The sequence below is a fragment of the Avibacterium paragallinarum genome (assembly GCF_900450705.1).
GTDB classification, from domain to species: domain Bacteria; phylum Pseudomonadota; class Gammaproteobacteria; order Enterobacterales; family Pasteurellaceae; genus Avibacterium; species Avibacterium paragallinarum.
Genome location: NZ_UGHK01000002.1, coordinates 1,520,359 through 1,532,309 on the forward strand (window position 1 = coordinate 1,520,359; position 11,951 = coordinate 1,532,309).

General features: G+C 39.8%; 11 protein-coding genes and 4 tRNA genes. 2 read left to right on the plus strand and 13 right to left on the minus strand.

Annotation, left to right across the window (positions count from 1 at the left end; all coding sequences use genetic code 11):
- Nucleotides 1-106 precede the first annotated feature (106 nt).
- The 9 genes from glyS to DXZ23_RS12390 all read right to left on the minus strand — a co-directional run bounded on the left by glyS (nt 107) and on the right by DXZ23_RS12390 (nt 7,388).
- The gene (gene glyS / locus DXZ23_RS12350; RefSeq protein ID WP_017806834.1) at nt 107-2,170 is read right to left on the minus strand and encodes a glycine--tRNA ligase subunit beta; all 2,064 of its coding nucleotides are present in this window, start codon (nt 2,168-2,170) and stop codon (nt 107-109) included.
- Between the two features lie 28 nt (nt 2,171-2,198).
- Nucleotides 2,199-4,064, minus strand: a complete 1,866-nt coding sequence (locus DXZ23_RS12355; protein WP_017806835.1) for an ATP-binding protein — start codon at nt 4,062-4,064, stop codon at nt 2,199-2,201.
- A gap of 251 nt (nt 4,065-4,315) precedes the next feature.
- Entirely contained in the window at nt 4,316-4,939 is a 624-nt protein-coding gene (locus DXZ23_RS12360; RefSeq protein WP_017806836.1) for a glutathione S-transferase N-terminal domain-containing protein, read from the minus strand.
- Between the two features lie 15 nt (nt 4,940-4,954).
- The gene (locus tag DXZ23_RS12365; RefSeq protein ID WP_017806837.1) at nt 4,955-5,218 is read right to left on the minus strand and encodes a hypothetical protein; all 264 of its coding nucleotides are present in this window, start codon (nt 5,216-5,218) and stop codon (nt 4,955-4,957) included.
- A gap of 28 nt (nt 5,219-5,246) precedes the next feature.
- Nucleotides 5,247-5,918 (minus strand): hypothetical protein, encoded by a 672-nt coding sequence (locus DXZ23_RS12370; protein ID WP_021723806.1) that lies wholly within the window; start codon nt 5,916-5,918, stop codon nt 5,247-5,249.
- Nucleotides 5,919-5,950: 32 nt separating this feature from the next.
- Nucleotides 5,951-6,859, minus strand: a complete 909-nt coding sequence (gene glyQ, locus DXZ23_RS12375; protein WP_017806840.1) for a glycine--tRNA ligase subunit alpha — start codon at nt 6,857-6,859, stop codon at nt 5,951-5,953.
- 193 nt (nt 6,860-7,052) lie between these two features.
- Nucleotides 7,053-7,128, minus strand: a tRNA-Val gene (locus tag DXZ23_RS12380).
- Between the two features lie 69 nt (nt 7,129-7,197).
- A tRNA-Val gene (locus DXZ23_RS12385) sits at nt 7,198-7,273 on the minus strand.
- Nucleotides 7,274-7,312: 39 nt separating this feature from the next.
- Nucleotides 7,313-7,388: transfer RNA gene (locus DXZ23_RS12390), tRNA-Val, on the minus strand.
- A gap of 169 nt (nt 7,389-7,557) precedes the next feature.
- Here DXZ23_RS12390 and gltX point away from each other — a divergent pair.
- Complete coding sequence (gltX, locus tag DXZ23_RS12395) at nt 7,558-9,000, plus strand: glutamate--tRNA ligase (RefSeq protein ID WP_017806841.1); 1,443 nt, start codon at nt 7,558-7,560, stop codon at nt 8,998-9,000.
- Between the two features lie 80 nt (nt 9,001-9,080).
- A tRNA-Ala gene (locus tag DXZ23_RS12400) sits at nt 9,081-9,156 on the plus strand.
- A 49-nt stretch (nt 9,157-9,205) separates the two neighbouring features.
- On the opposite strand, the gene DXZ23_RS12405 is transcribed toward DXZ23_RS12400, so the two are convergent.
- The 4 genes from DXZ23_RS12405 to DXZ23_RS12420 all read right to left on the minus strand — a co-directional run bounded on the left by DXZ23_RS12405 (nt 9,206) and on the right by DXZ23_RS12420 (nt 11,939).
- On the minus strand, nt 9,206-10,213 hold the full coding sequence (locus DXZ23_RS12405; RefSeq protein WP_502243674.1) for a tyrosine-type recombinase/integrase: 1,008 nt from the start codon (nt 10,211-10,213) through the stop codon (nt 9,206-9,208).
- Nucleotides 10,099-10,422 carry a helix-turn-helix domain-containing protein gene (locus DXZ23_RS12410; protein WP_081603153.1) on the minus strand — a complete coding sequence of 108 codons (324 nt, stop codon included), beginning with the start codon at nt 10,420-10,422 and terminating at the stop codon, nt 10,099-10,101. The genes DXZ23_RS12405 and DXZ23_RS12410 overlap by 115 nt, the downstream gene beginning before the upstream one ends.
- A gap of 30 nt (nt 10,423-10,452) precedes the next feature.
- Nucleotides 10,453-11,049, minus strand: a complete 597-nt coding sequence (locus tag DXZ23_RS12415) for an N-6 DNA methylase (protein WP_017806842.1) — start codon at nt 11,047-11,049, stop codon at nt 10,453-10,455.
- Between the two features lie 242 nt (nt 11,050-11,291).
- Nucleotides 11,292-11,939, minus strand: a complete 648-nt coding sequence (locus DXZ23_RS12420; protein WP_021723809.1) for a P22AR C-terminal domain-containing protein — start codon at nt 11,937-11,939, stop codon at nt 11,292-11,294.
- Nucleotides 11,940-11,951 lie beyond the last annotated feature (12 nt).

An 11,951-nucleotide genomic window follows, 5' to 3' on the forward strand; every position in this document is an offset into this window, starting at 1 on the left:
GCGAAAATCTTGTGTCTAGATTATTTAAAGTGCGGTGCTTTTTTCAGAAAAATTTACAAAAAAAGCCCCGCACTTTGCAGAACGGGGCTAGGCTTAAAAAGAGAAACTATTGCAATAAGGAAATATCCGCCACTTGCAAGAATAATCCTTGTAAAGTTTTCAAAATCGCTAAGCGGTTTTGGCGAAGTTGTGGATCTTCCGCGTTTACCATCACTTTCTCAAAGAAATTATCCACCGGTTGGCGTAAGTTGGCGAGTTTATCCAACACCGCCACATAGTCGCCTTTGGCAATCAGCGGTTGTACTTCGCTTTGTAACGCTAGCACGCTTTCCGCCAAGGCTTTTTCTTCAGGCTCGACACAACGATCTAAATGGATCTCACCAATCTCGTCTTCTGCTTTGGCTAAAATATTGCTCACACGCTTATTCGCAGCGGCTAAGGCTTCTGCTGCATCAAGGGTACGGAAATGTGCCACCGCACGCACACGCGCATCAAAATCAGCTGGGCGAGTAGGGCGGCGAGCCTGCACCGCTTGAATGACATCTACCGCAATGCCTTCTTCTTGATACCACGCACGGAAGCGACCAAGCATAAAGTCCACCACATCATCAACCACATTGCTGTTTGTTAATTTATCGCCAAAAAGTGCGGTGGATTTTTTCACTAAATCCGTTAAATCAAGTGGCAATTTTTTCTCTACGATGATACGCAACACACCTAATGCAGCACGGCGTAAAGCAAACGGATCTTTATCCCCTTTCGGGTGCTGACCGATGCCGAAAATTCCCGTTAGCGTATCCAATTTATCCGCCAATGCCACCGAACAAGCAACCAATGAATGTGGCAATTCATCGCCCGCAAAACGTGGCATATATTGCTCATTCAATGCCACTGCCACTTCTTCATCTTCCCCGTCGTGGCGAGCATAGTGCATTCCCATTACGCCTTGCGTGTCAGTAAATTCAAACACCATATTGGTCATTAAATCGCATTTTGACAGCAAGCCCGCACGCTCGGCTTTCGCCACGTCCGCCCCAATTTGTGCGGCAATTTTTCCACTGAGTTTTTCGATACGCTCCGTTTTATCAAATAGCGTGCCGAGTTGTTGCTGGAATAACACGGTTTTGAGGCGTGGCAAGTTGTCTTCTAAACGCTGTTTTAAATCGGTTTTGAAGAAAAATTCTGCGTCCGTTAAACGTGGACGCACCACTTTTTCGTTTCCTTCAATAATCGCCGTGGGATCTTGCGGATTAATATTGGATACGAAAATAAAGTGCGGTAATAATTTTCCGTTTTTATCGTAAATCGGGAAATATTTTTGATCGCCTTTCATTGTGTAAACCAAGGCTTCCGCAGGCACAGCAAGGAAACGCTCTTCAAACTTCGCCGTTAGCACATTTGGAAACTCCACCAATGCGGTCACTTCATCAAGCAGATTTTCTTCAATATCCGCCACACCGCCAAGTGCGGTGGCTTTTTGTTGAGAATTTTCCAAAATAATCGCTTTACGGCGCTCAAAATCGGCGATCACGCTGCCTTTTTGCTCCAAAATCTCAGGATATTGATCGGCATTTTCAATGGTAAATTCTTGTTCACCTAAGAAACGGTGTCCACGAATCGTTCTACCACTCGCCACGCCAAGAATGTCGCCCTCAATCAGCTCATCGCCAAACAGCAACGTTACCGTATGCACAGGGCGGACGAATTGCTCACTTTTATCGCCCCAACGCATTGTTTTTGGAATTGGCAATTTCGCAAGGGCATTGCTGATAGTGCCAAGCAGAAGATTTTTGGTCGGCTGCCCCTCAATCACGGCACGATGCACCAGCCATTCGCCTTTGTCCGTTACCAAACGCTCCGCTTGATCCACGCTGATACCACAGTCTCTCGCCCAGCCCTCTGCCGCTTTGGTTGGCTTGCCCTCCGCGTCAAACGCTGCCGCAACCGCAGGCCCACGTTTTTCCACTTCTTTGCTCGGTTGTGCTTCTACCAACCCCAACACTTTCACCGCTAAACGGCGAGGGCTAGCAAACCATTCAACCGTATCAAACGCCAAACCCGCTTGAATAAGCTCTTGCTCAACATTGTCTTTAAATGCCACCGCTAATTTTTTCAGAGCTTTCGGTGGTAGCTCTTCAGTGCCGATCTCGGCGAGGAAGGTTTTTGTCATGTTGATTTTCTCGTGAAATATTATTTTCTTAATCATTATAAAAATTGTCTTTCAATATCCTAATAAAAGTTTCATTTCTTGCATTTGCATCAGAAATTAAGGCATTAAAATCTAAATAAGACACTTCTAATCCTAATTCATTGTAGTATCTATACCATACTTCACCTTGAATAGAGAACCTAGATTTATAATCTTGATTTCGAAGTGTTCTTTTAAATTTATCGTCAATATCAACTAATGCATATAACCATATTTTCCCCACGGCAATCTCTTCATTTATTAAATCTTTTATCTCACTTGCATACTCAACTAGTTCTGAAGACGCTTTAAGTTTTTCATGTTTATTTGAATTCAGTTTTTTGAACTCAAATATCACAATATCGATCTCACCTTTTAGATTTTCATCTTGTGGCTTTGAAAATAACAGTAAAAAATCTGGCCTTTCCTCTGAAGGTGATTCAACTTCAAAAAATTCTTTATTTAGCTGAGATATTCTCTTTAAAGTAATATCACTAGATGAACGATAAAACGACATAAATCGGTCATCTAATATCCAAGCATTGTTTCTGAAAATATTAAGATTATTTTTATCAGACTTATCTTTTCTAGGACAAATAACATCATGAATCTCTTTTTCTAACTCATCTCCTTTGAGAGATTTTAATTTTTCAACTTGTTTCTGTCTAAAAATTATATATTCAGCAAGGTTTCTTGATGAAAGCTCCAATGCTTTCTTATAATCATCATTAGTAAGATTTTCTTTTTCTAAAATATCTTTCTGATCCTCAAAAAACTTATCTCTGGCACTATAAAGTATATCTTTTTTAGAGCTAAATCCAACATCATCTTCTGAGATATAACCTGTTAAATGTGGATATTTGTTTTTAAGATCTTTCCTTTGTTTTTCTTGGTATTTACAAAAATTAGGTACTTTTTCTTTAAAAATATCTTTTATTTTACTCTTAAATATTTTTTTTATTTCTTTCAGATCATTTTTATCAATTGTTAACTCTTGCCGTGTAGGATTAACTTGTCCATCAAAACATTTTGAATATAGAAAAAATACAGCATTAAAACCATCTACATAATTTTCTTTATCAACAATAGAGACTTTAGTTGCTCTATTATCAATAGCAAATGAAGTTACAATAGATGTTTTCCTTGAAGTTTTTTCAATATAATAGAATAAAGATAAAGGTTCTCTAAATAGATCGGAAGCTAATTTTTCAGATAATCTTGGACTTATATTATTTAAGTAATGCGACTCTATCTCTATACATTCAAATTTTGGAATATCTTCTATGGATATCCGTTCATAAGAAAAGTTACCATCTATGTTAGTATTTATATTAATCTTAATATTTTTTCCAGTTTCCTTCATTTTATGAAACGCTGGTAGAAATTCAGATAAAATATTTTCTTTAATATTTGTTGAAGCTATACTTTCTTTACTACCTAATCTTTCTTTAGAGAACTTATGAAATGAAATATATGTTCCAGTATTACCAGAAGAAATTCTATTCTTCTGATACATAGAATCATCAAAGCTATAGGTAAAATCAAAAATTATTCTTTCTAAGCCATTCTCTTTTCTATAAGTACTCTCAAATTTGATACAATCAAAATAATGCAAATAAACTAATCGTCCCTGTCCTTTATGAGATGCATCTTGTGCGTCCATCAGGTTCGAAAACCTTTGATACCTTGCTTCATCAATACCCACTCCATTATCAATAATTTTAAAAGAGTTAAATTTACCCTCTTTATAGTTAATATCAATAGTTATATCCGTCGCATTTGCATCAAGAGCATTTGCAATTGCTTCAATATAAATCATTTCAAAAGAATGATTAGGAAATAACCTTGATACCGCTGTCTTAAGATTAATTTTCATCGTTTTACCTATATTACTTGTAGGAAATAACCCAAAATCTTTTCCTCTCTATTTGACTCACACCTTCACGCCCGTCAACAGATACTTCATCTAGATAGTATTTATCTCCTGATAAAAGCCTTGTATTAGCTCTAGTCGAGGATATCCCCTATCAATACGGTCATATAAGGAATAAACCTTACTTCTTATCATCCAAACTTTAGACATACCTTTTTCCTATTTCTTTATCAAAATCTTTCAGATTTCACATATTATTTAGGCTGAGTTTTCCGTAGCTCCATATACTTCTTATTCATCCTAATCGCCCACTCTACTAAGTGCGGTGCAATTTCATTAAGGTTTATACCGAGCTTTTCACCGCGTAAAACATACCAATCAATCAGGCAAACTGCTGCGATCGTGCCTAAATTGAGTTCATCACCAAATTGGGCAAGATAACGTTCCAATTCTTGAAAACTACGAAGATTACGTTCTGTTAATTGCTTATGACGAGCCGTCCACCATTCATTTTCAGGGCGAAGTAAACGTTCCGAAATGATTGGCAACGTATTTTCCATAATGCCGTCCGTTAAGGCGTGCAGTTGCAACACTTTCCAACGCTGGCTATTGCGTGGCAATAAATGACGCTCTGGCTGATTTTGTGAACCCAAATGATCGAGATATTCACAAATAACGTGGCTGTTATATAGCCATTCGCCATTATCCAGTTGTAACGTGGGAACACGACCTAGCGGGTTGTCTTGGTTATGTGGCGAATGAGGATCAAAAGACGATTGGATTGTCTGTAATTGTATTTGATCACCAAGTTGATGATACTTGATCACCGCCATCACCTTGCGAACATAGGGGCTTGTATTAGAATGCCAGAGTTTCATTTTTCCACCTTAATGTTAGCCTAAAATATCTTTGAGTTGATCGACATTTAGGATCACTTGCTCATTTGGCAATAATAACGCGGGGATACCCGCATAGCCATTTGCTTTGGCGTTATCAAACACCGCTGACTTATCACGCAAACGCAGAAATTGTTTAAAATTGGCTAATGAAGACAGAATTGCTACTGACTCGTAATCCACATTTAAGCGTTTCAACTCTGCCACAAAAGGGGCGGTGTCAGGACAGGTTTCTGCGAAAAATAAAATCGGTTTATTCATAAAAAAACACCTCAAAAATTGACCGCACTTATTTTTTACAGCCATATGCACGCTGAATCTTAATTAATTCAGGTGGGTTGCTATCAATATCTAGAAGATAAAATAAAAAGTGATCGGTTATACTATTATTTGCTGTTGTTGCACTCGTCCAAGTTGTAAAAGTTTGAGATGTTTTATCTGCGATAAGTTGATAATTTTTATTTTTCTCAGGCGTAAACACTAAACCAAAGGCAAATTCATTTTCCGCAGAATCAACAAGCAAGTGAATATGCTCTCCACTTTTTTTCATAAAGATAACATAAGGCTGACCCGCCTCTAATTTATATTCATTAGAAATATAGGTTTTATTATAGAAGTTATATTTTTTGGCTAAATCATCTAATGATAAAGAGTGCATTCCAATTGTTTTACCCTTATTTTCTTCAAAAGGCACTTTTGACCAGCCATTCCATAATGTCCAACCTTCCGTAGTACGCTTTGGATATTGATTATTTAAAGCAACAACAGAGTCAGATAATGAAATACAGGTTGAATTTGGAATAATAAAAACCTGATTTACACTTGTCGTCAACTTTAAGTTAGCGGTGTTAGTTCCCTGAGCATCAGGCAAAATTTTATCGGTTGAAAAACGCTCCATTTGCGTACAAGCAGATAAGATTAAAGCTGCTAATAACGGGATTGAAAATTTTTTAACTAACATACAAGCTCCTCATCATTTCATTTATAATGATTTTATTTTTTACACCCCGGAAACCCTAAAGCTTCACGGCTAGCATAATACGCCTCTGCCACACCTTTAGTTAACGCACGGATACGCAAAATATAGCGTTGGCGTTCGGTTACAGAAATGGCTTTGCGAGCATCTAACAAGTTAAAGCTATGTGCGGCTTTTAAAATGCGTTCGTAGGCAGGAAGTGGCAATGGTTTTTCTAGGGCTAATAACTCTTGTGCTTCTTTTTCATATTGCTCAAAGGCTTTGAATAAGAAATCAATATCGGCGTATTCAAAGTTGTACGTGGATTGTTCTACTTCGTTTTGGTGGAACACATCGCCGTAGGTGGTTTTGCCAAGAGGGCCGTCTGACCAAACTAAGTCATACACGCTATCCACGCCTTGAATATACATCGCCAAGCGTTCCAAGCCGTAAGTTACTTCACCTGTAACGGGCTTACATTCCAAGCCGCCCACTTGTTGGAAATAAGTGAACTGCGTAACTTCCATACCATTTAGCCACACTTCCCAACCTAAGCCCCACGCGCCTAGCGTTGGGTTTTCCCAGTTATCTTCCACGAAGCGAATATCGTGTTGGGTGGGATCAAAGCCAAGCATTTTGAGCGAGCCAAGATAAAGTTCCTGAATATTATCTGGGGAAGGTTTAATCACCACTTGGAATTGGTAATAATGTTGTAAACGGTTTGGGTTTTCGCCATATCGACCATCGGTTGGACGGCGTGATGGCTGCACATAAGCAAACGCCATTGGCTCAGGCCCAATAGCACGCAAAGCTGTCATTGGGTGAGAAGTTCCCGCTCCCACTTCCATATCAAAAGGCTGAACAATACAACAACCTTGATTCGCCCAATACTCTTGTAAAGCAAGGATCATTCCTTGAAAGGTTTTCACGTTAAATTTTGTACTCATAGCTAGATTTTCGTTAAATTAAGTGAATGAAATGGGGTTATTGTACTGGATTATGGAAAATTATCCTAGTTCCGAATGGAATATAGTTTGATAAATCAGGTTACTATAAAATAAATTCAAATACTCTATGTATAGCCTACTGAAAGCTACTCGAACGTTTGATATAACCTAAAAGGTGATTTTGTTATAATAGTGGTGGGCGATACCGGTCTCGAACCAGTGACCCCCTCCTTGTAAGGGAGGTGCTCTCCCAACTGAGCTAATCGCCCGATAGAATGCTATTTCTAGCTATCGGATTTAACTTTGTGAAAAGTTAAAAAGGGAACTCAAACTAAGCGTGGTGGGCGATACCGGTCTCGAACCAGTGACCCCCTCCTTGTAAGGGAGGTGCTCTCCCAACTGAGCTAATCGCCCACGTTAGTTTAAGCATTACAACGCAAGTCCTTAAAAAAGTGGTGGGCGATACCGGTCTCGAACCAGTGACCCCCTCCTTGTAAGGGAGGTGCTCTCCCAACTGAGCTAATCGCCCTGCGTTGTGGGTCGCATTATAAATATTCCTCGCAGACAGTCAATACATTTTTCGTCTTTTTGGTTTAAGTGCCTTAAAAATAGGCATAACTTACGTTTTTTATCGTGAATTTGTTCAACTCATAGTACAATATCGCCGATTTACTTTTATTATGCACAAAGGTTATAAAATGAAAGCTGAACCCTTATTTAATTTAGATCCTGCGGTAAAAGTCCGCACGCGTTTTGCACCAAGCCCAACAGGCTATTTACACGTTGGCGGTGCAAGAACTGCCCTGTATTCTTGGTTATTTGCTAAACATAACCAAGGTGAATTTGTTTTACGCATTGAAGATACGGATTTAGAACGTTCAACCCCAGAAGCCACTCAAGCCATTTTGGAAGGAATGGAATGGCTGAATTTAGCTTGGGAACACGGGCCTTATTATCAAACCAAACGTTTCAATCGCTATAATCAAGTGATCGATCAAATGCTTGAGCAAGGCTTAGCTTACCGTTGTTATTGCAGTAAAGAACGTTTAGAAAACTTACGCAACGAACAAGAAAAAAACAAAGAAAAACCGCGTTATGATGGCTATTGCTTACATCACGCGCCTGAAAATCCTGATGCCCCTCACGTTGTGCGTTTCAAAAACCCACAAGAAGGTTCCGTGGTATTTGATGATGCCGTGCGTGGACGCATTGAGATCAGCAACAGTGAGCTTGATGATTTAATTATCCGCCGTACTGATGGTTCACCAACATATAACTTCTGCGTGGTGATTGATGACTGGGATATGGGTATTACACACGTTGTACGCGGCGAAGACCATATCAATAATACCCCACGCCAAATTAACATTTTGAAGGCGTTAAATGTGCCAATTCCAACCTATGCACACGTTTCAATGATCCTAGGTGATGACGGACAGAAATTGTCTAAACGCCACGGTGCGGTGAGTGTAATGCAATATCGCGACGGCGGTTTCTTGCCTGAAGCTTTACTGAATTATTTAGTGCGTCTAGGCTGGGGACACGGCGACCAAGAAATTTTCTCCGTCGAAGAAATGATCAAACTCTTTGAACTCACCCAAGTGAGTAAATCCGCAAGTGCGTTCAACACGGAAAAATTATTATGGCTCAACCATCATTATATCCGTGAACTCCCGCTAGAATATGTCGCTGAGCATCTAAAATGGCACTATCAACATCAAGGCATTGATACGCACAACGGCCCACCATTAACGGATATTGTGGTGATGCTAAGAGAACGTTGCAAAACCCTCAAAGAAATGGCAGCCTCCAGCCGCTACTTCTTTGAAGACGTTGAGCATTTTGAAGAAAGTGCGGTGAACAAACATTTCAAATCTACCGCCGTAGAAGCCTTAGAAAAAGTGTATGAAAAACTGACCGCACTTTCTCAATGGACAGCAGAACCCATCCACCAAGCTATTGAACAAGCCGCCGAAGAACTTGGCGTAGGAATGGGGAAAGTGGGAATGCCATTGCGTGTTGCCGTAACTGGCTCTGGACAATCCCCCTCAATGGACGTAACCCTTGTCGGCATTGGACGCAAACGCACTTTAGCACGCATTCAAAAAGCCATTGCGTTTATTAAATCGCAAGCCGCTTAATATTTAAGCTAGTGAATGAATGTTGTGAATTTAATATTGACAGCATTCATTCAGATTATTATCATAAACGCCATATTTACGGGGATATAGCTCAGTTGGGAGAGCGCTTGAATGGCATTCAAGAGGTCGTCGGTTCGATCCCGATTATCTCCACCAAATTTCTTAATCTTATCAATAGTTTATCGTTGATAAGATTTTTTTATATCTAGTGTTGTGCCAATTTTGTGTCAAAAAGCTGAACATTGTTAACGTGGCTATGTAAATGCTCAACAGATAGATGTGCATATTTTCGGACAGTATCTGTTTTGCTCCAGCCGCCAAGTTCTTGTAATACATATAAAGGTGTTCCAGACATAATATGCCTTGTAGCCCAAGTATGCCTTAAGTCGTGGAATCTGAAATCCTTTATGCCTGCGCGACTTAAAGCATTACGGAATGCTTTTGTATTTGCAATCCTTACAGGCTTCCCTTTATAAGTAAATACGTTTTCTTTGTGTTTACCAAACTGTGCTACAATAACTTCGATTGCTTTGTCATTGAGTGGAATTCCTATGCTATTTCCCGTCTTTGACTCGTCTGAATTTACCCAAGCAAGTTTTTTCGGCAAATCAATTTGCGACCATTTTAATTGCGTTATATTCGACATTCTTAACCCAGTTAAAATCGCAAATTGTACAATGGCTTTTAAATGCTCTGGCAATTCTTGCATTAACCGCATTTCTTCGCTTTCCGTCAGCCAGCGAATGCGTCGCTTAGGTTCGGGCAAGAGTTTTATTGCGGGGCATTTATCTAGCCAATCCCATTCAACTGCCGCTCTGAGTATCACTCTAATTTGTTGCAAAATAGCGTTAATAGTCCTATTTTTAACCCCCTCTTTTGCTTTTTCAGATTGGATAAATTTAATCAGATTACGGTCGATCTCATTTAATATTTTATTTCCAAGATACTGATCTAGCCAACGTAATCCATAAATCATATTGCGATCTTGTTTACGTTTCGGCTTTTCTTCAAGCCATTGCATAACCGCCTCTTGCCAAGAATATTCTGGACGTTCACCAAGTTTAAATACTCGCCAACATTCATTATATTCTTTCGAGGCTAATTGCATTGCTTGGGTTTTATCGGTAGTCCGAGAGCTTCGGCGTACCCGCTCACACGTTGGTGAGGTGTACGAGTAATGCCAGATTTCCCCTCTTTTCTTGAGGGAGATGATTTGACGCGACATAAATTCTCCTTATGCCCCATCTCTTGTTCGGGGCGATTTTGACTATTTTTTACAAAAAACTCAAGCTCTTTAGGATCAAACCTCCAATACTTACCAATTTTATAAGCGGGTATTTCTTTCTTTTTCGCTCTTTCTCTCACTGTTGCTGGATGCATATTAAGGAGCTTTGCAGCTTTTTCTGTATTTATAAACTCCATATTCCCTCCAATAAAATAGGCTTTTTAGCCTTAGGTTGCATTTCTGGTAATCCCTATCTCATCTTCAAATGCCAGCAATCGCACGGCTTGGAGTTGAGAGGTGTTCTGTTGCAAATGGCATTCATATTCGCTAAGCAAAAAGCTATCTTTCTCTACCTTAATACCTATATCACGATCTTTGAAAACGATCTCGACATCAATAAAGGTGAATGCGTCCTCAAGGGCGTTTCCTAGTCTGATGTTGTTAATTAAGACGTGATCGACAAAATAGTCAAAGGGCTTAACGTGCAGCATTGCGAGGCGTTCGTAAAATAGGGATTTGAGGCGAGATTGGCATTCAATCACGTTATCAAGTTGAATATCTACGCCGTAAACGCTCGCTAGTGCTTGATACATATTCAGCACTTTGTAATAAGGGTGCTTTGGACCTACGAGGATTTTACATAGCTTGCGGTTGAGTATGTCATATAAAAAATTCCCCGTGCCACAGCTGGGTTCGAGGATTTTCTTTTCAGGCTCAAAGCTCTCTTCGGGTAAAAGTGCGGTCATTTTTTGCACCAGTTTTTGAGGTGTGTACACCTCGCCAAAGTCTCTTACCCTCGCTTTGGATTTGGTGAGTTTTTCCATAGGGTTTCCTAATAAAAAAGCCTACAACGTAGGCTTGGGTTGAGTTAATTTTTTGTGATTAAATCTGTGGCTGTTCCGCAATAATGCCCATCGCAGTCAGCCCTCAAATCAAGTTCGAACGCACACCACAACAAGCCGATAATCATTAAAATTCTGAACATATTTTCACCTTTTTGCTGAATTTGAGATAAGCAAAACCGCCACACGGTTCAAAGTGAAGTGCGGTCGGTTTTGGTTAAATTTTAGAAATCGAGATAATTTCTTGCTGGGGTGATTTTTGGTATCACTCGTTGCCAGTTGAGCTTGGTGGAGCGTTTGAACGGCTCAATCAGGCGTTGCATTGTGGCTTGGCTTTCCTCGTGGTGGCGGTGATATTCGTGAGCGTGGCTGTACACGCTGCCGCTGAAAGTTGACCCAAGTGCATTGAGCGGTTCGTAAAGGTCAGCAAGTAAGGTGTTCATTCTTTTGTGGCTGAACCAAAGCCAAGCGAGTTGTTCGAGTTCGTACTCGGTAAATTCAAAGGTGTATTTTTTCTCTGGTTCAGGCAAGGCGAGTTGTTTTGGTTTTTGTCGCTCTACTTCTTGATCGAGAATATCCAGCACCCATTTTCTAAACTCTTTGGCAACTTTAGTGTGGGAAAGCATTCCGATTAGGTGGCAACCACGCAAGCTGAAAATTCGCACTTTTTGTATTCCGCCGTTGGTTTGCATATTAATAAGTGCGGTCATATTTGGGGTAAATTCGTCTTGATGTGCGTTGTAGAGATTGCCAATGCCTTTTAATGGATTTGAATATCCTAATGCTTTGCCAATATCTGAAATAGATAACCAAACTTGGTTGTTTTGATTAATTGCCGAAATAGTAGTATTTTTGAAAATTAATGTAGTCATTTTTGTTTACCG

Coding starts and splice junctions, on each gene's coding strand:
- DXZ23_RS12370 (WP_021723806.1), bottom strand. CDS start 5,918: ATGTTAGTTAAAAAATTTTCAATCCCGTTATTAGCAGCTTTAATCTTA.
- DXZ23_RS12410 (WP_081603153.1), bottom strand. CDS start 10,422: ATGGAGTTTATAAATACAGAAAAAGCTGCAAAGCTCCTTAATATGCAT.
- DXZ23_RS12355 (WP_017806835.1), bottom strand. CDS start 4,064: ATGAAAATTAATCTTAAGACAGCGGTATCAAGGTTATTTCCTAATCAT.
- DXZ23_RS12415 (WP_017806842.1), bottom strand. CDS start 11,049: ATGGAAAAACTCACCAAATCCAAAGCGAGGGTAAGAGACTTTGGCGAG.
- glyS (WP_017806834.1), bottom strand. CDS start 2,170: ATGACAAAAACCTTCCTCGCCGAGATCGGCACTGAAGAGCTACCACCG.
- DXZ23_RS12420 (WP_021723809.1), bottom strand. CDS start 11,939: ATGACTACATTAATTTTCAAAAATACTACTATTTCGGCAATTAATCAA.
- gltX (WP_017806841.1), top strand. CDS start 7,558: ATGAAAGCTGAACCCTTATTTAATTTAGATCCTGCGGTAAAAGTCCGC.
- DXZ23_RS12365 (WP_017806837.1), bottom strand. CDS start 5,218: ATGAATAAACCGATTTTATTTTTCGCAGAAACCTGTCCTGACACCGCC.
- glyQ (WP_017806840.1), bottom strand. CDS start 6,859: ATGAGTACAAAATTTAACGTGAAAACCTTTCAAGGAATGATCCTTGCT.
- DXZ23_RS12360 (WP_017806836.1), bottom strand. CDS start 4,939: ATGAAACTCTGGCATTCTAATACAAGCCCCTATGTTCGCAAGGTGATG.